The organism is Algoriphagus vanfongensis DSM 17529 (assembly GCF_000429465.1).
Lineage (GTDB): Bacteria > Bacteroidota > Bacteroidia > Cytophagales > Cyclobacteriaceae > Algoriphagus > Algoriphagus vanfongensis.
Genome location: NZ_AUBX01000016.1, coordinates 1 through 22,068 on the forward strand (window position 1 = coordinate 1; position 22,068 = coordinate 22,068).

At 44.2% G+C, this 22,068-nt stretch carries 16 protein-coding genes; 13 read left to right on the top strand and 3 right to left on the bottom strand.

Features of this window, described 5'->3' with window-relative positions; all coding sequences use genetic code 11:
* The 6 genes from G460_RS22710 to G460_RS0115435 all read left to right on the top strand — a co-directional run.
* The coding region (locus G460_RS22710; protein ID WP_026956206.1) for a DUF7507 domain-containing protein at positions 1-2,267 on the top strand (2,267 nt) is incomplete at its 5' end.
* A 355-nt stretch (positions 2,268-2,622) separates the two neighbouring features.
* Positions 2,623-3,204 (top strand): RNA polymerase sigma factor, encoded by a 582-nt coding sequence (locus G460_RS0115415; RefSeq protein ID WP_169817523.1) that lies wholly within the window; start codon positions 2,623-2,625, stop codon positions 3,202-3,204.
* A 107-nt stretch (positions 3,205-3,311) separates the two neighbouring features.
* Positions 3,312-4,322 (top strand): FecR family protein, encoded by a 1,011-nt coding sequence (locus G460_RS0115420; RefSeq protein ID WP_026956208.1) that lies wholly within the window; start codon positions 3,312-3,314, stop codon positions 4,320-4,322.
* Positions 4,323-4,469: 147 nt separating this feature from the next.
* Complete coding sequence (locus G460_RS21970; protein ID WP_084421380.1) at positions 4,470-8,009, top strand: SusC/RagA family TonB-linked outer membrane protein; 3,540 nt, start codon at positions 4,470-4,472, stop codon at positions 8,007-8,009.
* Between the two features lie 11 nt (positions 8,010-8,020).
* A complete protein-coding gene (locus G460_RS0115430; protein WP_026956209.1) occupies positions 8,021-9,787 on the top strand; it encodes a RagB/SusD family nutrient uptake outer membrane protein in 1,767 nt (588 codons plus the stop codon).
* A gap of 72 nt (positions 9,788-9,859) precedes the next feature.
* Positions 9,860-10,705 carry an endonuclease/exonuclease/phosphatase family protein gene (locus G460_RS0115435; protein WP_026956210.1) on the top strand — a complete coding sequence of 282 codons (846 nt, stop codon included), beginning with the start codon at positions 9,860-9,862 and terminating at the stop codon, positions 10,703-10,705.
* Between the two features lie 191 nt (positions 10,706-10,896).
* Here the strand turns inward: G460_RS0115435 and gldJ are convergent, their stop codons facing one another.
* Together gldJ and mfd are read right to left on the bottom strand one after the other, a co-directional pair.
* Positions 10,897-12,120 (bottom strand): gliding motility lipoprotein GldJ, encoded by a 1,224-nt coding sequence (gldJ, locus tag G460_RS0115440; RefSeq protein ID WP_026956211.1) that lies wholly within the window; start codon positions 12,118-12,120, stop codon positions 10,897-10,899.
* A 177-nt stretch (positions 12,121-12,297) separates the two neighbouring features.
* Positions 12,298-15,651, bottom strand: coding sequence for a transcription-repair coupling factor (gene mfd, locus G460_RS0115445; RefSeq protein ID WP_026956212.1), 3,354 nt, complete (start codon positions 15,649-15,651; stop codon positions 12,298-12,300).
* A gap of 162 nt (positions 15,652-15,813) precedes the next feature.
* On the opposite strand from mfd, the gene G460_RS0115450 reads away from it, so the two are divergent.
* A complete protein-coding gene (locus tag G460_RS0115450) occupies positions 15,814-16,254 on the top strand; it encodes an SRPBCC family protein (RefSeq protein ID WP_026956213.1) in 441 nt (146 codons plus the stop codon).
* Here G460_RS0115450 and G460_RS0115455 read toward each other — a convergent pair.
* A complete protein-coding gene (locus tag G460_RS0115455; RefSeq protein WP_026956214.1) occupies positions 16,251-16,721 on the bottom strand; it encodes a Fur family transcriptional regulator in 471 nt (156 codons plus the stop codon). The genes G460_RS0115450 and G460_RS0115455 overlap by 4 nt on opposite strands.
* A gap of 205 nt (positions 16,722-16,926) precedes the next feature.
* On the opposite strand from G460_RS0115455, the gene G460_RS0115465 reads away from it, so the two are divergent.
* The 6 genes from G460_RS0115465 (at position 16,927) to G460_RS0115495 (ending at position 22,066) form a co-directional block, all read left to right on the top strand.
* Entirely contained in the window at positions 16,927-18,183 is a 1,257-nt protein-coding gene (locus tag G460_RS0115465) for a retropepsin-like aspartic protease (protein ID WP_035464537.1), read from the top strand.
* 101 nt (positions 18,184-18,284) lie between these two features.
* The gene (locus tag G460_RS0115475; RefSeq protein WP_026956216.1) at positions 18,285-18,875 is read left to right on the top strand and encodes a LemA family protein; all 591 of its coding nucleotides are present in this window, start codon (positions 18,285-18,287) and stop codon (positions 18,873-18,875) included.
* Positions 18,876-18,879: 4 nt separating this feature from the next.
* On the top strand, positions 18,880-19,317 hold the full coding sequence (locus G460_RS0115480) for a TPM domain-containing protein (protein WP_026956217.1): 438 nt from the start codon (positions 18,880-18,882) through the stop codon (positions 19,315-19,317).
* A complete protein-coding gene (locus G460_RS0115485) occupies positions 19,295-20,104 on the top strand; it encodes a TPM domain-containing protein (protein ID WP_026956218.1) in 810 nt (269 codons plus the stop codon). The genes G460_RS0115480 and G460_RS0115485 overlap by 23 nt, the downstream gene beginning before the upstream one ends.
* 202 nt (positions 20,105-20,306) lie before the next feature.
* The gene (locus tag G460_RS0115490; RefSeq protein WP_026956219.1) at positions 20,307-21,479 is read left to right on the top strand and encodes a molybdopterin molybdotransferase MoeA; all 1,173 of its coding nucleotides are present in this window, start codon (positions 20,307-20,309) and stop codon (positions 21,477-21,479) included.
* A gap of 2 nt (positions 21,480-21,481) precedes the next feature.
* Complete coding sequence (locus G460_RS0115495; RefSeq protein WP_026956220.1) at positions 21,482-22,066, top strand: molybdenum cofactor guanylyltransferase; 585 nt, start codon at positions 21,482-21,484, stop codon at positions 22,064-22,066.
* The last annotated feature ends 2 nt before the right edge of the window (positions 22,067-22,068 follow it).

The window sequence follows — 22,068 nt, forward strand, 5'->3', positions numbered from 1 at the left end:
TCACCAACATTGCGACAGCGACAGGTACAGATCCAGACGGAGGCGAGACAGGAGGCACAGATACAGTGATCGTACCGGGCATAGATGCTCCGAGCATAGAGCTGATTAAAACAGCAGACGTCTCCACTTACGATCAAGTGGGTGATGTGATCACTTATACCGTTACTGTCACCAATACCGGAAACACAACTTTGACTAATGCATTGGTAACAGATCCACTTACAGGCTTGGTAGAAACATATCCTGTCATGACTCCTGGTGAATCAATCACCTTTACGACGACTTATTCTGTTGTAGAGACTGATATGGAAGCTGGAAGCATTACAAACACAGCTTCAGTGATTGCTCAGGATCCAATGGGCAATGATGTGGAAGACAGCGATTCCGCAGTCGTGGTGACAGATGCTCAACCGGATATCGAGATTGTAAAAACTGCCGATACGGAAATAGCTATAGCCAGTGGTCAGGTGATCACCTATAGCTTAACTGTCACGAATACTGGAAATGTGGATTTGGTAGATGTTCATGTGACAGATCCTTTGACAGGCTTGGATGAGACGATTACCAGCATTTCTCCTCAGGAATCAGTAGAACTGATTACTACCTATACAATCACAGAATCTGATGTAGCAGAGAAAGATTCCATCGTCAATATCGCTTATGTGTCTGCTCCAAATCCAGCGGGACCAGATCCATTGACGGATGAGGATGATGCGGTCACTTTGCTTGAATGTAATGGTGAAACAGTGGTAACGGGTCTGATCTATCACATACTTGGTCAAGAAGGTTTGGCACAAGTGCCAGTGATACTCCTTCCAGGCGAAAATACCCCTGGTGATACCTTGATCAGTGTGACAAATGGCTTTGGTAGATATCAATTCTTTGGAGTCGCGGCCGGAGATTATAGAATTAAGGTAATTGATGAAGGTCTTGAGCTCAACCAAGGGTTGAGAGCCATCGATGGCGATGAAGCCAATATCACCGTAGAGCCTTGTAATTACAATCCTGTTGACTTCAGATACGCCAGAACCGGTTCTGGTCCAGTAGCCAACAATCCTTTCTTGAGAGGTTTTGTCTGGTATGATATAAATGGGGATGGAATAGAAAATGAGTGGTACGATGCCAATGGAGATGGTGAAGTGACACAAAACTATTTGCTCTCAAATCAAGCAATCAGCGTTTACAGTTGGGAATGGCTGGATCTCAATGGAGATGGAAGCTATGAAGGTCCAGGGAACGAAGGAGAGTTGAACAGAGCAGGGTTTGGTAATCCTGCCGGGCAAAATATCTCGATCAAAGGGCCAGACGGCTATGAAGCAATGGCCACCGTAGGCCAGTTAGGTAACTGGAAACATGAATTGACTCAGTTGCTTCCATATGGTGAATATGAGGTGACTTTGGTGACAGATCCAGTATTTGATGCGAATGGGTTGAGGCTAGGCGCTTCTGGTCTCGTCAAAGTACTTCCAGAGGCAGCTGCCCGAATGAATGAGGCAGAAGCATTGGATAGATTGGTGTGTGAGGTGACTACTCCGATCACCCAAACTGGTTCAGTGACTCGAGAAGATCCTACAGCATTCAACTTTGATTATGGATTGAGATGTTTCCTAGTAGATGATGAAGTCAATCTGGCTGTAGTGAAAACCTCCCATGAGGTGGAAATCTACGAAGGCGATGAATTCAGCTACGATGTGACTTTGAGCAATATCGGAGGTACTGATGCGACAGAACTGGTGCTGACTGATGAGCTGCCGCAAAATGTCACGTATCTCAGCTACGAGGTAGTGAGCAATCCTACTGATGCGACAGTAGACGCCTCAGTGACAGGTAGCCGAATCACTTGGACGATACCTTTCTTTACCGCAGATGCCGAGCTTGCGATTCGCATCTTTGTGAAAGCTGGTGATCCGGGCATCATCACCAATGTCGTAGAAGTGTCAGCTAGTGAGACGGATACGGATGAGGATGACAATCAGGATACTGATGTCAATGAGATACTTCCGTTCCATATTCCGAATGTCATCACACCTACTAAAGTAGATGGAGATAATGATACCTTTGTGATTCAGGGTCTAGGTAAGTTTGTAAGCAATGATATCGTCATATTCAATAGATATGGGGATCATGTCTTTGAAACAGAGGACTACCAAAATGACTGGGATGCACCAGGCCAAGTAGCCGGCACATACTTCTATATCCTAAATACAGTCGACAAAGATGGAAACAAACATGAGTTCCAAGGCTGGATTCAGGTGATCAAAGATTGATGATCATTGCAAAGGCTTCCAAATTTGGGAGCCTTTGCTTTTTCTAGTCACTTCCGTTTCTCCAATTCAGCTAGCCAGAGGAAGTGAAGCTGCTATTTCATGGACCTTCATGACTCCTTTCTTAAATTTCTAGTCATCTGGTCTTTCACAGGAGAATTCTCAGCGCAGCACCACTCACTATATAATCTCCATTACTATTCCAAGCATCCGTCAAGGAAGTTTTCTTTAAGTTCCCTTTACCAATTTATTATAGTTGGAAAATCAGCTTTGAAGGGCAATTCCAAATATTTTACTTTGATATGCGCTAATTATTTCAGCTTTGGAAAATTTGGATTCTTTTTCTTTGCAAGAACTCGTGAAAGAAATTTCTCAAGGAAATGAAACCTCTTTTGAGGAGCTTTATCGACTTTTTTCTTCCAAGATTTACCATACATCCAGAAAGATGAAACTGAATCATGAAGAAGCGGAAGAGGTGGTGCAGGAAGTGTTTTTGAATATTTGGAAAAACAGGGCAAAGCTCGACCCTGGCCTTTCCATCAATGCATATATGATTGCGATTATCAGATCTTTAGTGATCAAGAAAAATCAAAAGGAAGCCCGATTTTTTGCTTTCCAACAATATCAAATTCCCTTGTCCGAATCTCTCGCTTCCCAGGCTCCGGATGAAGACCTCATTTACTCCGAATTTCATGAAATCTCCATGGAGATTATTTCTCAATTGCCGGCAGGTCAAAGACAGATTTTTAAGCTGAAGCATTTGGAAAATCGCAGTGTAGAGGAAATTTCAGGGAAGCTGAATCTCTCGGCAAGGACAGTCGAAAATCAAGTTTTTAGAGCTACCAAAACCTTCAAAGACCGCTTGTCTAAACTCGAAATAGTTTCTGTAAGTATTTGGTTTTTAGTGTCAAAATCCATCTTTTTATTCGATGTTATTTGATTGTTAAGAATCTGATTTTGGCTTAACAATTATTTTCCTCTTTTTTTCAAACTCTCCGTGAGTAGTTTTTTTCTCCTGAGGCTATATAAGTCTGTAAATAACCAGGAATGAATTACGATCGCAAAGTCAGAGAATTTTACGAGGGCAAGTTGAGTAAAGAGGAAGCTAGCGAGTTCTTAAAATTTCTCGAAAGTAAAGAGGCCGAAAAACATGTTTCGTCAGAATTGATACGGCTGTGGATATCTCAGCTCAAAGAAGACGAATATGCATGGAATAGGGAGGATCTCTGGCAAAAACTCGACCCAAAGAAACAAACAAAACCTATCACTACCGTCGGAAAGCAAAGATGGTTGCAGGGGTCTGCTTCTGCTTGGCTCAGGGCTGCGGTTGTGATTTTGGTAGTTGGCTTGGGTGCATTATTTGTTCTCGAGACTCAGAGAGCGCCAGACTTTCCTGCATCGGAAACGCTGCAGGAGAATTTCATAACCAAGTCAAATCCAAAAGGACAAAAAACAAAAATCGTATTGGATGATGGATCGGCAGTTTATTTGAACTCGCAAAGTAGCATCACTTTCCCGGCAGATTTTAAAACCAATAGGTCTATCCGACTACAAGGAGAAGCATTTTTTGAAGTAGTCAAAGATCCAAATCATCCTTTTGAAGTGGAGGCCAACGGCATCATCACGACAGCTCTGGGTACATCCTTTAATATTTCGACTTTCCAAAAGGATGAGCAAGTCGCGGTCACCCTAGTGACGGGTAAGGTCAAACTCAACCAACAGGGAAGAAATCAATTCATAGAACTCAATCCAGGAGAGGAATCCTTGCTTTCGCTTCAAGGCGATACGCTGGAGAAATATCAGGTAGCAGTGTCAGATAGGATACTCTGGACTGAGGGTGTTTTGAAATTTGAAGAGACGTCATTTGAAGATATGGTAGCGGTCTTGGAGCGCTGGTACGACGTGTCCATCATGGTATCTGGCAAGCCAAAGCCGCTACGTGCATCGGGTGTTTTTGACAGGCAGGAATCTCTTAGAAATGTCCTAAATGTCATGAGCAAAACCTTGGAATTTGAATTTGAAATAGAAGACCAATCTATCACCATTCACTTTAACTAACGCCTATGGAATAAGGAAGGAGCAAAAAAACAGGGATGTACTACCAATACATCCCTGCGAAATCAAAACTTAATTCTGCCCCTACATCCTCTCAGAATTGCGGTCCGGGAGTCGGGGAAAATGTTTCAATCATTCAATATCAAAATTATGCAAAAAATATTACCGTTAATAGTAATGTCTATCAAACTATTGGCCAGGGGAATTACAGTCTTATGTCTGACGGTGAGCCCTCTTTTCGCAAACTCTTCCAAAGCCCAGATCAAAGGGATAGATGAAGTAGTGGTAGTTCTGGACGGACAGCCGAAAACATTGCTCCAGTTTTTTAGAGCAATTGAGAAAAACTCAGAGTTCAAGTTTTTCTACACGGAAGAGGCATTGAAGTCCGCTGGTGAGATCGAGTTTCTCCACTCTGGAAATACCGTAGAGCAGCATCTATACAAAGTCGCTGAGCAAAGTAATCTTCGCTTTAAGCAGGTGAATAATACCATCAGTGTCATTATTCAAAAAGACGCCCAGCAGCAGCTGGTGACCAAGGAAATGGATTTTCAGAAGATATCCGGGGTAGTCCGAGATGAGTTGGGCGAGCCTATGCCAGGAGTCTCTATCTTGGTCAAAGGGACGACTACAGGTACTGTTACGAATTTGGACGGGTCATATACACTGGATGTGACACCGGGACAGGTCTTGCTTTTTTCTTTCATCGGATACGATAGACAAGAGCAGGTAGTCGGTGCAGCATCCACGATCAATGTCTCCATGTCTCCGGCTGAAAACAGTCTAGATGAAGTGGTGGTCGTGGGCTATGGACAGCAGAAAAAAGCCAACTTGACAGGTGCAGTCGATCAGGTGGAATCCGAGGCCTTCGAAAACCGACCGATATCCAATGTGTCTCAGGGACTCGTAGGAGTGATCCCAAACCTGAATATCAAAATGCTGGATGGAAAGCCGACTCAGTCTCCTTCTTTCAATGTAAGAGGTACCACTTCCATTGGACAGCAAGGCAGTGCATTGGTGCTGATAGATGGTGTAGAAGGCGATCCTAGAATGCTCAATCCTAATGATATTGCCAGCGTCACAGTCTTGAAAGATGCTGCGTCAGCTTCCATTTATGGAGCAAGAGCGGCTTTTGGAGTGGTGCTGATCACAACCAAAGCAGCTACAGAAGGCAAGACTTCCATTACGTATTCGGCTAATTTCTCTTCCAAATCTCCAACCGCTGTTCCGGATAATATTACCGAATCTTATCCTTGGGCAAAAGGATTCAGCGATGCCTGGTCCAACTGGAATGACAACGGTAACACCCCGACTTCCATCAATAAGACCATGGCTTTCTCTCCTGCATACTTGGAGGAAATCAAAAGAAGATGGGAAGACCCATCTCTTCCAAGAGTAGAAGTAGATCCATCCACTGGAGAATACCAATACTACTACAGCACCGACTGGTATCGGGAATTGTATAAGGACAGTTTCTTTGCTCAAGATCACAATCTGACTGTGACTGGCGGAGACCAAAAGACTTCCTACTACGTCAGTGGTAGATACAATGGTCAAGATGGACTTTTCCGATACAATACAGATACGTATTCTATGTATAATCTTCGGGCCAAAGGGACGATCCAGCTGACTCCGTGGCTACAGGTAGAAAACAACACCGACTACTCTCGTATGTCGTATCATCAGCCGCTCAACGTTGGGGAAGGGAGTGGTATCTGGAGAAACATGGCCGATGAGGGACACCCTCTTGCTCCATTGTTGAATCCTGATGGTTCACTTTCATTCCCGGCAGCTTATACGGTTGGGGATTATTACATCGGGAGAAATGCCGTGGACAATGTGCAACGTTTCTTGAAAAACCGTTTTGCAGCTAAAGCTGAATTTTTTGACAAGCAGCTGACCTTGAATGGAAACTTTACATTCCAGACTACTGACAATAGAGCTTTCCAAAAGAGAGTGCAAGTGCCGTATAGTAGATATGAAGGGGTGACTGGCTATACTGGTACCAATACCAACGACCTGCAAGACAGAAGAAACACGACAAACTACTATGCTACAAACCTGTATGCCAATTACTTGAAGTCGTTTAATAATTCTCATAATTTGGGCTTGTTGCTTGGGTTTAACTATGAATCCTCCGTCTATGAGAATCTAACTACAAGACGAAATGGGATAGTCTTCCCAGATGCAGAAGATCTCAATCTTGCTTTGGGACAAAGTATCGTCACGAATGGCGGCTACCAAAAATGGGCAATTGCAGGTACTTTTTTCCGAGTCAACTACGACTATCAGGGAAGATACCTACTCGAGATCAATGGTCGCTATGACGGATCTTCCAAGTTTCCAACGGATCAGCAGTGGGCATATTTTCCGTCTGCCTCAGTCGGTTGGGCAGTGTCGGAAGAGAATTTTTGGGATGTTAATCCGGGTCTCTTGACTAGTCTGAAAGTAAGGGCTTCTTACGGTTCCTTGGGAAATGGAAACATCAGTCCCTATTCCTTCACAGAGAATTTCTCCATTTCTCAAATGGGCAGAATCATAGACGGCCAAAGACCTCAGTCCACCAGCATGCCTGGAGTAGTGCCAGAAGGACTGACTTGGGAGACTTCTACTACCGCTGATATTGGCTTGGACTTCGCGACTCTGAGCAATAGATTGCAGTTCACTGGAGACTGGTATCGTCGCTGGACTACGGATATGTTTACAGTGGGACCGACTTTGCCGGCGATCTATGGGACTACGGTACCAAAAGGGAACTATGCAGATCTGGAAACTACCGGATGGGAAGCAACAATCACCTGGAATGATGATTTTATCATGGCAGATAAGCCTTTCAACTACAGCGTCAGATTGGCTATGTCAGATTACAAAGCTTACATCACCAAGTACAACAACCCGGATAAAAATCTATCAGACTACTACGAAGGTCAGCGAATCGGAGAAATCTGGGGCTATCAGGTAGAAGGGCTATTCCGCTCGGAGGAAGAGATCCTCAATTCCCCTTCCCAGTCCAATATCCCTAATACCAATACTCGAAAGAACTACGTGGGGGATTTGAAATTTAAAAATTTGGATGGAGATGATGTGATCTACCATGGCTCCAACAGGGTTGGTGATTCTGGTGACAAATCTGTCATCGGTAATTCCGAACCGAGATATACCTACGGAATCAACCTCAATGCCGAATGGAATGGATTCTTCATTGGAGCATTCTTCCAAGGAGTACTGAAGCAAGACTGGTACCCATCTGGCGAATCAAGATTCTGGGGACAATACAACCGTCCTTACAACCAGTATCCAAGCTGGCATGAAGACAATATGTTTAGAGAGGAGTTGCAAAACTTCGACGCCTATCTCCCTAGATTGGTTGGCTATGTTGCGTTGAGCAATAGAGTTCTAAGTACTCCGAACGACCGCTATCTTCAAAATGTAGCCTACATCCGCCTGAGAAATCTGCAGGTCGGCTACACACTTCCTCAGCACTTGACCGAAAAAATCAAAGCCAACGATGTGAAGATCTATCTCTCCGCAGAAAATCTTTGGACCTGGTCCTCTTTGTACAAATGGACAAAAGATACAGATGTGACCAGTATCTATGGTTCAGATCGGGACCTCAGCGGAGGCACAAGCGGAGATGGTTACAACTACCCGATGCTCAAGGCGATTTCTGCCGGTCTTACTGTTAACTTCTAATTCGACAAATCATGAAGCTATTTCATTATATATTATCACTCCTGATTCTGGCCGCAGTCACCTCCTGCAATCTGGATGAGTATCCAGTGGATACAGCCAGTAATCAAGCCATATTTGGTTCGGCCAGTGGGCTAGAACTTTACAGCAATTCATTCTATAATATCCTACCAGGTACCGACGTGGGTGTTTTCCAGGGCGATGATGCCTCCGATTTGGTGGCCAGAAATGGCGTGGATAGTTATCTGGCAGTCAATGCGCTCAGTCCGGTGACTAGTGGCGGTTGGTCTTGGTCTAGCTTGAGAAATATTAATTATTTCATCGAAAATGCTGAGACCAGCACCGTAGCCGAAAAGAATCACTACATAGGATTGGCAAGGTTCTTTAGGGCTTTATTTTACTTTGACAAGGTCAAGCGATTCGGAGATGTGCCTTGGATAGATAAAACCATCGAGGTCACTGATAGTGTAACTTTGTATGGACCTAGAGATGATCGTTTTATGGTCATGGAGAAAGTTTTGGAGGATTTGGACTTTGCCATCGAGAATATCACCTTGACTTCCGATGCATCTTCTACGCGAATCACCAAAAATGTAGCAAGGGCTTACAAAACCAGAATCGCGCTCTTTGAAGCTTCCTATAGAAAATATCATACGGAATATGGAATGCAGGATACTGCTAATGAGTGGTATCAGGAGGTAGTCACTACAGCCAATGATATCACTGGTTTTACGCTACACAGAGCAGGTCAGGAGGATAGGTCCTATCGAGAAATGTTTATTACCAAAACTCCCTATGCCGATGAGACGATCTTGGCAGTGGCATTGGATGCCAGCCTGCAGGTCTTCAGTTCTGCGAATAGACGATTTATCAGTCCGACCTATGGAAATAGACCAAGCCTGACAAGAAACTTCGTCAATACCTATCTAAACCTTGACGGAACTCCATTCACCAGCAATCCTGATTATCAGACTACTCCATTTGTGGAAGAAGTGAAAAACAGAGATTTGCGTCTCAAGCAAACTGTTCGCTTGGGAGACTATCACCGGACCGAAAATGGAATCTCAGTAGTAGCTCCTCCTAATTTCAATCAGACCTTTACAGGCTACCAGCCTATCAAATGGTGTTATGACGAGCGTTTCCCCTACGATGACGAAAGCCGAAATGACAATGCTCATATCATTATGCGATATGCAGAAGTATTGCTAAACAAAGCGGAAGCTTTGGCTGAACTGGGAACGATGTCTGCCGGTGATTGGTCAGAGACCATTGGTGCTCTTCGTGCCCGTGCCGGGATCACAGGACCTTCTTTATCTACCCTTCCTACAGAAGCGGATCCCTATTTGGCAAACTATTATCTTGGTAAATTCACCAACCCAGTCCTGCTGGAAGTCATGCGTGAGCGTGCCGTAGAGATGGTCTTTGAGGGGCTCAGACCGGATGATTTGAGAAGATGGCACATCGGAGAGCTATTCGAAGAAGCTCCAATGACAGGGATGTATGTTCCGGCATTGGGAGAGTATGATTTGAATAGCGATGGAGTCATGGATGTGTATTTCTATCAGGGAGAAAAACCAGAATCTTCCAATCCTGCTATCGCTTATGTGGATGTCAGCCCATCAGATGCAGCTGGTAGGATCCAGCTTTCCAACGGTACTTCGGGTGAAGTGATCTGGAATCCAGGTGTGAGAGAATGGTTGGATAAAAAATACCTCTATCCGATTCCGGAAGCTGATCTTATTCGAAATCCTGCTTTGGGACAAAACCCAGGATGGGAATAATCAAACTAAAAATCAACCAGCGTCAGAAGCCTTTCAATTGAGGGGCTTCTGATTGCTTTTTATCTATTTCATATGAAAAAATATCTCATCGTATTCCTCTCGGCTTTCCTTTCTTGGACTGCCTATGGACAGCAGCAAAACCCTAAAATCACAGTTTCCAGTTTCAATCTTCGGATGGATACTCCCAAAGATGGAGAAAATGCCTGGCCGAAACGTGCCGAAAATGTGAAGGCCTTGATCCAATATCATGACTTTGATATCGTCGGAACTCAGGAAGGATTTGTACACCAGTTGAATGATTTGCTTGAAATTCCAGGCTATGCCTATGTGGGGGCTGGTCGTGATGATGGAAAGTCAGCAGGTGAGCATTCGGCTATTTTGTATAAGACCGACTTATTTGAATTGATTGATTCCGGCAATTTCTGGCTGAGTGAAACGCCGGATAAGCCTGGTTTGGGTTGGGATGCTACTTGCTGTAACAGAATCGCTTCTTGGGCTCTGCTGAAGGATAAGCGATCTGCTAGAGAGTTTTATGTGTTCAATGCGCACTTTGACCATCAGGGGGTAGTAGCTCGTCGTGAATCAGGCAAACTGATGATCCAAAAAATGCAAGAAATCGCCAAAGGTAAACCTGTCATCTGTACCGGCGATTTTAATAGTACACCAGATACAGAACAGATACAGAACCTTTCAGAATTTTTAAATGATTCTTATTCGGTGACGAAAATGCCTCCTTACGGTCCAGTGGGAACGACCAATTCCTTTCAGTTTACTGCACCCATGGAAAAGCGGATCGATTATGTTTTTGTCAGCAAGGATTTTGAAGTTGAAAGCTATGCGGTGTTGACTGATGCCAAGTCTCAGCGTTATCCATCTGATCATTTGCCAGTGGTGGCTAAAGTGAAGTTTGCACACTAATCTTGGACACTCATAACAGTAATAAAGCCTGCTTCTGATGAGGCAGGCTTTTGTATATCAGGAAGTTTCGAATCTAGCTAATTTCAGGGAATATGCTCAAGTTTAAATACTCACTGCTGATTCCATTTTTAGCTATAAAAAAGCCCGACCAGTAATGGTCGGGCTTCCTTATAGTTTATTCTAATGCTTATTTATTTCCCCGGCTCTCCGATGGAGATCATTGCGCATCTGAAACCAATATGATTGGTAGCAGAGTCCTGATGCATAAATCTACGGGTACCAGGCGCTAGCCAATACGTGACATCTCTCCAGCTTCCGCCTTTGTAGACTCTCATTTCGTCAGTGATGATGGATACTTCGTAGTTTTCCATGTCATCTCCATAGCCATCTTTTCTGATAGGGTTCAAGTCGTCAGCATCCTGATAGGTCAATGGACGATACACATCATATACCCATTCGTTCATATTTCCAGCCATGTGATATAGTCCAAAATCATTTGGAGCCATGTCGTAAACGTTGGTAGGAAGGATTTCACCGTCATTTCTCTGACCACCGGAGATCCCTCCGTAGTCACCACGACCTCTTTTGAAGTTGGCCAAGAAATCACCCTGCTTTCCTTTTCTCTTCACATTGTAGGGATTTCTGACACCTCTACCATCCCAAGGATAGATTCGGCCATATTCCTGATTTTCGTCCAAGTACTGAGTTCCGATCATAGCTTTGGCAGCATACTCCCATTCAGCTTCACTAGGAAGTCGGTAGTCAGCTAGTGCTACACCTCTTTCGATCAATTGGGACTTGGAGAAAGATGAATCCAAACCTCTATCTTCTCTGATCAGCTCCTGTACATACTCAGTTCTCCATTTAGCATAAGTATTGGCTTGAGACCAAGACACACCTGCTACTGGATAAAAGTTGAACCCGGGGAATCTGAAATAGTAAGACTGATACATGTCATTGAAGGACAAAGCTCCTCCCCAAACGTCTTCAGATGGCTCCAGTTTCAAGAGTGAGTCTGCACTCACTTTCTTTTTCATGTCAAACAAAAACTCACGATAATCATTGTTGGTGATTTCTGTTTCGTCCATGTAGAAGTTCGCCAAGGTGACGGTTCTCTCCAAGTTGTCACGGAATGCCATCACATCTTCTTCCTGCGAACCCAATACCGCTCTACCACCTTGGATAAACTTCAAGTTAGGTCCGGGAATCTGTTCTGCATTTCGTGCTACGAAAAACTGGGTGGTATCATCTTCTTCAAAAGAAAACTCAGCACCAGTTGTGGCACTTTTCTTACCCGGTTTGTTGGCAGTCCTTCTACCATAGCCTGGAGTTTTGTTACAGGATGAGAGCACAGAGCCTCCGACGATCATCAGAGCTGCCACCCACATTCCACAAGATTTGTTACTGAAACGCATATATGCTAGGAGTTTAGATCTATTTGAGATGCTAATATAAAGTCATTCATAGCTACTTCCAATCAATATCAGCTTTGATATTTTTATCGAAAATGAGCTTTTGGGCCGAAATCTAAAGGATTCAGCAAAATTTTTGTGCAAAACTGCAATATTTATGCCAGTTAAATTTTTCAATTTTTAGCTTTCTAGCATGTCTTTCAGCCAGTTTTGAGCCTTCTGGATGCCCGGTACTTCAGTGACCGTAAGTATCAAACGGTTCTTGTGTTCTTTTATTTTGAACTGTCTGGAATTCAGCTGCGCAAATGTCATCAGCTGCTGGAATATCGGAGAGGAATAATAATCGTCTCGGCTCGAAGGCAAAAGGTAGCATTTCATCTGTCCGCTTTTCAAGACGAGTTTTTCGATTCCCAGCTTTTCGGCTTTCCATCTTAGTCTGACTGTCTCCATCAAATCGACTACGGATTCAGGCAAAGGACCAAATCTATCTTCCAGCATTTTGGCAAATTTCTGGAGCTCCTCTTCATCCTTGATCGAATCGAGTTTGGAATAGAGTCCCAACCTTTCCGAAATATTGCTCACATATTCCTCTGGGATCAGAAGTTCCAAATCCGTCTCAATCGTACAATCCTGGACGAGAACTTTGACTTTTTCCTTCAGATCTGTTTCAAAAAGAGCCGCAAATTCATTTTCCTTCAGCTCCTGCACGGCTTCATCCAGGATTTTGTGATACATCTCAAAACCCAAGTCGGTGATAAAACCACTTTGCTCCGCACCCAATAAATTACCGGCTCCACGGATATCCAAATCTTTCATGGCTACTTTGAAACCATCTCCCAAATCAGAGAATTCTTCCAAAGTCTGAAGCCTCTTGCGGGACTCTGGCGTCAGGCCTGACAGGGGCGGTGTTAGCAGATAGCAAAATGCCTTTTTGTTGCTTCTTCCTACTCGGCCACGCATTTGATGCAGATCGCTGAGACCAAACATGTGCGCCCGGTTGATGATAATGGTATTGGCATTGGGGATGTCTAGACCGGATTCAATGATATTGGTGGAGACGAGCACATCGTACTCATGATTGATAAAGTCCACCATGACCTGCTCCAGTTTCTTTCCATCCATCTGGCCATGAGCTCCGACTACCCGTGCATCCGGCACGAGTTTCATGATCAGATTGGCGATGCTGTCGATTTCACCGACACGGTTGTGAACAAAAAACGCCTGTCCCCCTCGTCTCAATTCATAGGCAACCGCATCCCGGATGACTTCTTCTTTGAAAGTCTGAACTTCCGTCGTCACGGGCTGTCTGTTAGGCGGCGGAGTGGCGATCACCGAGAGATCTCTGGCTCCCATCAGTGAAAAATGGAGAGTTCGTGGAATTGGAGTTGCTGTCAGGGTTAGCACATCCACATTGACTCGTAGATTTTTCAATTGATCCTTGACCTTCACGCCAAATTTCTGTTCCTCATCGATGATCAGCAGGCCAAGATCTTTGAACTGGACTTCCTTGTTCACGATTTTGTGAGTCCCGACGAGGATGTCAATTTCTCCCGATTTTACCTTTTCTACGATTTCCCGGACTTGCTTTGCGGTACGAAAACGATTGATGAAATCCACTGTCACAGGAAGATCCCCTAGCCTTTCTTTGAAAGTCTGATAATGCTGCATCGCCAAAATAGTAGTCGGTACCAATACCGCCACTTGCTTTCGGTCATTCACAGCTTTGAATGCTGCTCGGATTGCTACTTCTGTTTTTCCAAAACCCACATCGCCGCAGACCAAGCGATCCATCGGGTAGGATTTTTCCATATCAGATTTCACATCTGCTGTGGCCATTGCCTGATCCGGAGTGTCTTCGTAGATGAATGAACTCTCCAGCTCTACCTGCAAGACGGAGTCGCGCGCAAATGCAAATCCAGGGGCGCCTCTTCGTTTGGCATAAAGCTCGATGAGGTCCTTTGCGATGTCCTTGACTTGTTTTTTGGCTCGTTTTTTCTTGGTTTCCCACTCCGGCGATCCGAGTTTGGACATAGAAGGAGCCTGTCCTTCTTGGCCTGAGTATTTGGAGATTTTATGAAGGGAATGGATATTGACATAGAGGAGATCATCGTCTCGAAAAACCAATCGAACCGCCTCCTGCATCTTGCCGGCTACGTCCACTTTTTCCAATCCAGCGAATCTCCCTACTCCATAATCTATGTGTACGATATAGTCTCCCGGATGCAAAGCTTTGAGTTCTTTGATCGTGAGCGCTTTGGATTTACTCGCTTTATTTCTGGTCTTATAGCGATGGTAGCGCTCAAAAAGCTGATGATCCGTGTAGCAGGCGATTTTGGCTATGCGGTCCTCAAAACCTTCTCGCAGTCCCAAAAGCATGCTTTGGATCTGCATGGTCGGATCCAGCTCTTTGAAAATCCCCAGAAGCCGGTCGATTTGCTTGTCATTTTCTGCGGTGATGATATTGGTGAAGCCTTTCTTTTCATTTTCCGAAAAATTGGCAACCAGCAGGTCAAAATTCTTATTGAAAGACGGCTGGGGCTGAGAGCTCCATTCATGCACCGTAGAATTTTTGAGGTAAAAATGCCTTCCAAATTCTATCCGAGTAAAAGGCTCAGATTGCTGCTTGAAATCTACCCCGGACTCGAAGAGATCTTTCGGTTCCAAAACCGTCTTGGTTTGATTGGTCTTTTCCAAAATCTGCTGAAAAGCCTGCTCAGCTTTGTGAAAACACTCAGTCATCACGTCGGCTGTCAACTGAAAATCTTTGATCCAGATAAAAGCAGATTCAGGCAAAAAACCTAAAAATGACTGCCTGACCTCCTGCAAAAGCTTGGTCTGTGTGTTAGGAATCAGTGAAATCTGAGAAACCTCTGCGATCGATAGTTGACTTTCTGCATCAAAGGTTCGGATACTTTCGATCTCTTTGCCAAAGAGCTCTATCCGATAGGGATGCTCATTTGAGAATGAAAAGACATCCAAAATCCCACCTCGAATGGCAAATTGCCCTGGTTCGTAGACAAAGTCTGAGCGCTCAAAATCATAACTGGTCAAGAGTTCGCTCACAAACTCCATGTCCACTTTCTCCCCGACTTTGGCCACGAAGGTGTTTTCTTGAAGGGATCGCTTGTTGATGACTTTTTCGTAAAGAGCTTCCGGATAGGTGATGATGATGCGATCGTCACCTTTTGCATCCAGCACCTGATTGAGGATCTCAGATCTCAGCAAGACATTGGCATTGTCAACCTCCTCGTATTGGTATGCTTTCTTGAAACTGGAGGGGAAGATCATAAACTCCTCCGTCCGAAGCAGGTTTTGAAGGTCTGAATTGAGGTAGGCGGCTTCTTCTTTGTCCTGAGCGATGATCAGGTGAAAACCTCCTCTTTTTTGAAAATAACTGCTAAAAAGCACCATGTCCAGACTGCCCGAAAGTCCTTTGAGCTGATAGGATTTGCTTGTCTGCTGGCTCAAAGACTCAGATAAGGTCTGAAAAAATGGATCTGATTGGTAGATGGTAAGAAAGGCCTGACTGTCCAATGGAAGCTTGGTTTAGGTTTGTCGACGCAAGTTAGGATTTTTCTTTTTTTGGGATTAATCTGACGCCGAGCTTAGTCTGAAACATTTCCTCAAATCGATTGTTTTCATAGGCGTTGGATTAATCCACCACTTCACCCTTCCGGCTGATCTGCCGCTAATTCTATGAATCTAAAGCTAGAGACTCGCGTAAAAATGGATTTTTTGTCTGTCAAAAGTGGTTTCGATCGCCACCTTTTTGAGCAACTCAATCCTCCCTTTCCCAGAGTGAAATTGCTGCGATTTGATGGTTCAAGAACTGGAGACGTGGTCTCATTACACCTTGATTTTTTGTTTTTTAAGCAGAAATGGACCAGTCTCATCAGTGAGGATAGGACTGATGAAAGTGAGTTTTTCTTCGTTGATCAGGGCAAGGAACTTCCTTTTTTTCTAAAAGAGTGGAAGCACACACATCGCGTAATCCAGCGGGATCAGCAGAGTCTGATTGTGGATGACATCCAATTCAAAACTCCCTTTATCTGGATGGATTACCTACTATATCCTCTGATGTGGATGCAGTTTGCGGCTAGAAAGCCCGTTTACCAAAGGCTATTCGGCAAAGCTTAGATTATCGTCAGGTTTTCGCAGTTTTCGATTTGGCAGTCACCATAGAGCACCAAAGAATGAGAAGTTATAGAGGACTGGAAATTTTGTCCGATTAGATCCTTGATCTCGTTGATTTTTGGATCCGAAAACTCCCTGATTTTACGACATTGATTGCAGACATGATGGTCGTGATGCTTGTAGGTCAGGGCCTGCTCATAAAGTGCCACCTTGTCTTTGAACTGATGCTTGACGGCCAGACCACTCTCTACCAATAGGTCGAGAGTATTGTATATCGTCGCACGACTGATGGTGTAGCCCTTGTTTCTCATGCTAAGAAAAAGCCCCTCTACATCCATATGCTCATCCTCTGGGAGTGAGTAGAGCTCATCAATCACCGAAAAACGCTCAGGAGTCTTTCTGCTTCCCTGTTTGGAAAGGAAGTTTTCGAAAATCTTCTTTGCTTTTTCTATAAGAGCCTTGTCTGCCATTTTGGATTTTGTTCAAAAAATAAAGATGCTTCATTCTGTATTTTTTGTCAAACTAGATGTGGAAATCCAAGCTAATTTGATTTCAATCTAATTAAGTCAAACTCCAAATAAATTTCTGCTTTGCCTGTCAAAGCAAGCTTTGTGTGAAGTGAAAAGATTCTGAAAAAAACTGTATCTTAAAGAACTTCACCCGACCCTGTTGTGCATGTTGAAAAGACATTGGATCAGTATCTTTTTGCTTTTTTGGCTATCTCCGTATTTGGTGGAGGGGCAGGTTCCCGGCTTTTTTATGAAGGAAGAATCCAAAAAAGTGATTCTTCCATTTTATGCTTCTAATAGTCTGATCATCATTCCGGTTTCTATCAATGACAACTATCCGATCAATTTTTTGGTGGACACTGGAGTGCGTTCCAATATTCTTTTTAGCAAAGATCTGGGAGATGCTTTGGGACTGGAGTACACCCGCAAACTTAATCTGATGGGGGCGGATGGATCGGAGGAAATCATGGCTTCGGTCTCCCCTGTCAATCATCTTGATCTCGGCCCGATCGAGGGCATCAATCAAAGCTTGTTGGTATTGGAAGAGGATTTCTTGGAATTGGAGTCGGTAGTCGGAGTGCCTATTTATGGGATTTTGGGGTATGAGTTTTTCAAATTTAACCCTGTCAAAATCAACTACGATGAGGAACGAATCGAATTTTACAGACCTGATGCGTTGAAGTGGAGGCCTCCGTTTTACAAAAAACTCGAGATGACCATCGACCAAAACAAACCCTACATCCGGGCCAAAGTCAGGCAGAAGGATGGTTCCACGCTCGACTCCAAATTGCTCATCGACACGGGAGCCAATCATGGACTTCTGCTCAATCGTGAGACGAGTGAGGAGATCAAGATGCCTCCCCGATTTATAGAGGCCGAACTTGGGCAAAGTCTGGGAGGGATCCTTTATGGCTATATCGGTCGGGTCAAATGGATGAAAATTGGTGGATTGAAACTGGATGAAGTTCTCACATCCTATCCAGAAGAGACGGCATTTTCTTACATCATCAAGGAGTCCGGGCGTATGGGAAGCCTGGGTGCGGAGGTCTTGGGCAAAACCCGTTTGATTCTCGATTACCCCAGAGGTCGGGCGATGATCCGGAAGGGAGATGGCTTTTACACTCCTTTCGAATACGACATGAGCGGGCTGAATCTGCGGAAAATCCCAACCGAGGATAAGCGGTTTTATGTGGCTAGTATCCGCAAGGGTTCACCAGCTGCCTTTGTGGGCATCCAGCAGTACGATGAGGTCTTGAGTATCAACAAAATTCCTATTTTGATCTGGGAGCTTTCAGATATAGCCAAACTATTCCGTTCAGAAGAAGGTACAGTCGTCGAGCTGGAGGTGAGGAGGTATTTCGATGAGGAATTGACTCAATACGAAGACTTTACTTATCGGATTCTTCTCGAAAAGCAAATTTGACCGGGCTTCTTAAAAAATGCCTATTTTTGAATTTCAAATGTCCGGAAAACTATTTCAGTTGCCTTTCGTCCATTATCCTTTAGAAAACCAATTTTAATACAATGAAAAAATTCTTAATCCCGATTTTGATTTTAGCCGTAGTGGGTATTTTTATTTATACCAAAGCGGTCGGCACTTACAATACTTTTGTGCAGTCTGAAGAGCAAGTCAACGGGCAGTGGGCCGAGGTGGAAACCCAGTATCAGCGAAGAGCAGACTTGATCCCCAATTTGGTAAACACCGTGAAGGGATATGCCGATTTTGAGCAAGAGACTTTGACTGGGGTGATTGAGGCAAGATCCAAAGCTACTTCGATGAGCATTGATCCTACGAATTTGACACCGGAAAATATCGAGCAGTTTCAGCAGGCACAAGATCAATTGTCAGGAGCCTTGAGCCGACTTTTGGTGACTGTAGAGAGATATCCTGATCTCAAAGCCAACCAAAACTTCCTCGATCTTCAAGCTCAATTAGAAGGTACCGAAAACAGAATCGCTGTGGCAAGACGAAATTTCAATCAGGAGGTAGTAGCCTACAATACCCAATTGCGAACTTTCCCAAATAATCTGTTTGCAGGTTGGTATGGCTTCGAAACCAAAGGTACTTTCCAAGCTTCTGAAGGAGCTGAAAATGCCCCTTCAGTCCAATTCTAAAACTATGGCTGAGAAATTATTCACTTCGGCAGAAAAAGGTCAAATCGTCGATGCGATCAAGACTGCCGAAGTCACTACTTCTGGCGAAATCCAGGTACATATCGAAAATCACTGCAAAGGCGAGGTATTGGATCGAGCTGCAGAGGTTTTTGAAACTCTAAAAATGTACCAGACCAAAGACCGAAACGGAGTCTTGTTTTATCTGGCAGTCCAAGATCACAAGTTTGCCATTTTGGGAGATGCGGGGATCAATCGGGTGGTGCCTGAGGATTTCTGGGAAAAAATCAAAAACCACATGACTTCCCTTTTCAAAGAGGGAAAATTCACCCAAGGTCTGATTGATGGAATACATCAAGCCGGAGAGGCCCTTTCCACACATTTTCCCTATCAGGGAGAAGCAGACGAAAATGAGTTACCAGATGAAATTTCATTCGGATCATAAGATCCTTTCCTTAATTGTATTCCTTTTTCTAGTAAGCAGTCAGCTGCTTGCGCAGGATTTTCCGCCAGCACCCAATCCACCCCGATTGGTCAATGACTTTACACAGTCTCTAAGCAGTGATGAAGTAGCTAGGCTGGAGCAAAAATTGGTAGCCTACAATGATAGCACATCTACGCAAATCGCTGTGGTGCTGATCCGCTCCATCGGTCAATATGATATCTCTGACTATGCTTTTCGCCTAGGAGATCTTTGGGGTATCGGAGGCGGAGAGAATGACAACGGAATACTGATCCTAGCAGCGATGGAAGACCGGAAGGTATTTATCGCGACAGGCTATGGGATGGAAGGGGCAGTTCCGGATGCTCTGGCAAATCGGATCGTGGACAATTTGATCGTGCCCAGCTTCAAAATGGAAGCCTACTATCAAGGTCTGGATCAGGCGACTGATATGATCATCAAGCTGGCTTCTGGCGAATACAAGGCAGAAGATATCGAGTCCAAAGGAAACAGCGGAGGAGCTATCTTTATTTTCCTTTTGTTTATCTTCTTGTTTGTCATCTTGCCTTTGTTGAAAAACCGAAACGACAATGACAACCACATGGGAGGACGTGGTGGAGGTGTTGACCTTTTGACCACCATTATGCTGGCCAATTTGCTGGGAGGCGGTGGCCGAGGCAAGTTTGGCGACTTTTCCAGTGGAGGAGGATCCTTCGGAGGTGGCGGCGGAGGTTTCGGCGGCTTTGGAGGCGGTAGCTTCGGAGGCGGTGGAGCCGGAGGAAGTTGGTAAAAGTTAAATTCTGAAAGCTTAAGTATAAAAGCTGAAAATAGTGAAAGCCTGAATTCCGTAAGATTTCAGGTTTTTTTATGCTTAACTTTTGAGTCTGACTATACAATGCCCGATGGAAGTCAACTCAAAAATGAAAAAATACTTATTTAACTAAGTATAAATACTTAAAAATATCTAATTTAGAATTTCAATAAATCTTGATATGATTTCTGTTTTCGAAGCCCTTTCCATCATCGATCAGCACAGCGAACCACTGGGTTCAGTTCTGGTGCCTTTGCGGGAAAGTGTCGGAATGGTCCTCGCAGAAGACATTGAAGCGCCGATTTCCTTGCCTCCTTTTCGTCAGTCGGCAATGGATGGCTATGCTTTTCGTCATGGATTCGGGGAAAGCCTACATGTGATCGGAGAAAGTAAAGCAGGAGATAATGTAGATTTTCCTCTCAAAGAAACAGACGCTATCCGAATTTTCACCGGGTCCAGAGTACCTGACCAGGCGGATACGGTGATCATGCAGGAACATGTCGAGAGACAGGGAGATCAAATTAAATTAGTGAAAATACCCAATCCAGGCACGAATGTCCGACCAATCGGGGAGCAGATCAAGCAGGGAGACATGGTGCTACAGAAAGGTACCCTGATCAATGCCGCAGTGATTGGCTTTTTGGCTGGGCTTGGATTGGCAGAGGTTTTAGTCATTCGTAAACCCAAAATTGCCATTCTAGTTACCGGGAATGAGCTTCAGGAGCCCGGAACGCTTCTGAAGCCCGGTGCTGTGTATGAAAGCAACCGAAGTATGTTACAGGCTGCTTTGGGAAGTGAAAACGTAGCGTTGGTATTTGATGCCCATGTCAGAGATGACCGAGAATCTACCTTTGAGGCGATTAGAGAAGGGCTTCAATCAGATGTGTTGCTGATATCCGGCGGGATTTCCGTTGGGGATTACGACTTTGTCAAAGAATCCTTAGAAAAAAACGGCGTAGAAGAGAAGTTTTACAAAGTCAACCAGAAACCCGGAAAGCCACTTTGGTTTGGGAAAAAAGGGGAAACATTGGTCTTTGCTCTGCCGGGAAATCCGGCTTCTTCCTTGACCTGTTTTCTGATTTATGCTTTGGCAGCCATTCGTAAAATGAACGGCACTTCTCAAATAGAGATCGGTCTCAAAAAAGGAAAACTCAAGGGAGACTACAGCAATGTCTTTGAGAAATCCCTATTCCTTCAGTGCAAAGAATCAGGTGGTGTACTCGAAATTTATCCAAAGCAAGCCTCCAGCATGTTAGTGTCATTTACTATGAGCAATGCCTTCCTATTTGTGCCCAATGATGTGAAGGAGATACGAGATGGAGACGAGGTAATGTATATTCCTTTCAGTTTATAGAAATGAGACTCAAGTCCGAAATAGCGGCCTATATCCTCTGTGGAGGGAAAAGTTCCAGAATGGGACAGGAGAAAGGATTGGTTGCATGGAAAGGAAAAAGCTTTCTGACTTGGATTTTGGAAGCGATTGCACCGGTAACCGGGGAGATCTTTTTGGTCACCCAAAATGAAAAATATCAAAGCTTTCAGCTGCCGATGGTAGCGGATAGTTATGAGAATAAGGGACCGGTTTCCGGAATTTATTCAGCCTTGCATCATTCCAAAAGCGAATGGAATCTGATTTTAAGTTGTGATATTCCAGCTATTCAAAGCAGTTTTCTACTGGATCTGATAGCAGCTGCAAAAGAAAATGAAAGTCCCATTGTGCTTTATTCAGATGGGATTCATGATTATCCCTTGATAGCGATTTACCATAAAAGTCTGGAAACAGAATTTGAAAAAGCAGTTCTAAAAAATCGCTTGAAATTGTGCGATGTAGTGAATTCCTTTTTCCCAAAAAAACTGAGGATTGACCCCGAAAATCAAAACTATCTCGCCAATGTCAATTCATTAAAAGAATTGGAAAAACTGACCTTACAAACCTATTAGCC

Bases quoted from the DNA above. Each gene is read 5' to 3' on its own strand.
- G460_RS0115420 (WP_026956208.1), top strand. From the start codon at position 3,312: ATGAATTACGATCGCAAAGTCAGAGAATTTTACGAGGGCAAGTTGAGT.
- G460_RS21970 (WP_084421380.1), top strand. From the start codon at position 4,470: ATGCAAAAAATATTACCGTTAATAGTAATGTCTATCAAACTATTGGCC.
- G460_RS0115430 (WP_026956209.1), top strand. From the start codon at position 8,021: ATGAAGCTATTTCATTATATATTATCACTCCTGATTCTGGCCGCAGTC.
- G460_RS0115435 (WP_026956210.1), top strand. From the start codon at position 9,860: ATGAAAAAATATCTCATCGTATTCCTCTCGGCTTTCCTTTCTTGGACT.
- gldJ (WP_026956211.1), bottom strand. From the start codon at position 12,120: ATGCGTTTCAGTAACAAATCTTGTGGAATGTGGGTGGCAGCTCTGATG.
- G460_RS0115450 (WP_026956213.1), top strand. From the start codon at position 15,814: ATGAATCTAAAGCTAGAGACTCGCGTAAAAATGGATTTTTTGTCTGTC.
- G460_RS0115455 (WP_026956214.1), bottom strand. From the start codon at position 16,721: ATGGCAGACAAGGCTCTTATAGAAAAAGCAAAGAAGATTTTCGAAAAC.
- G460_RS0115465 (WP_035464537.1), top strand. From the start codon at position 16,927: ATGTTGAAAAGACATTGGATCAGTATCTTTTTGCTTTTTTGGCTATCT.
- G460_RS0115475 (WP_026956216.1), top strand. From the start codon at position 18,285: ATGAAAAAATTCTTAATCCCGATTTTGATTTTAGCCGTAGTGGGTATT.
- G460_RS0115480 (WP_026956217.1), top strand. From the start codon at position 18,880: ATGGCTGAGAAATTATTCACTTCGGCAGAAAAAGGTCAAATCGTCGAT.
- G460_RS0115485 (WP_026956218.1), top strand. From the start codon at position 19,295: ATGAAATTTCATTCGGATCATAAGATCCTTTCCTTAATTGTATTCCTT.
- G460_RS0115490 (WP_026956219.1), top strand. From the start codon at position 20,307: ATGATTTCTGTTTTCGAAGCCCTTTCCATCATCGATCAGCACAGCGAA.
- G460_RS0115495 (WP_026956220.1), top strand. From the start codon at position 21,482: ATGAGACTCAAGTCCGAAATAGCGGCCTATATCCTCTGTGGAGGGAAA.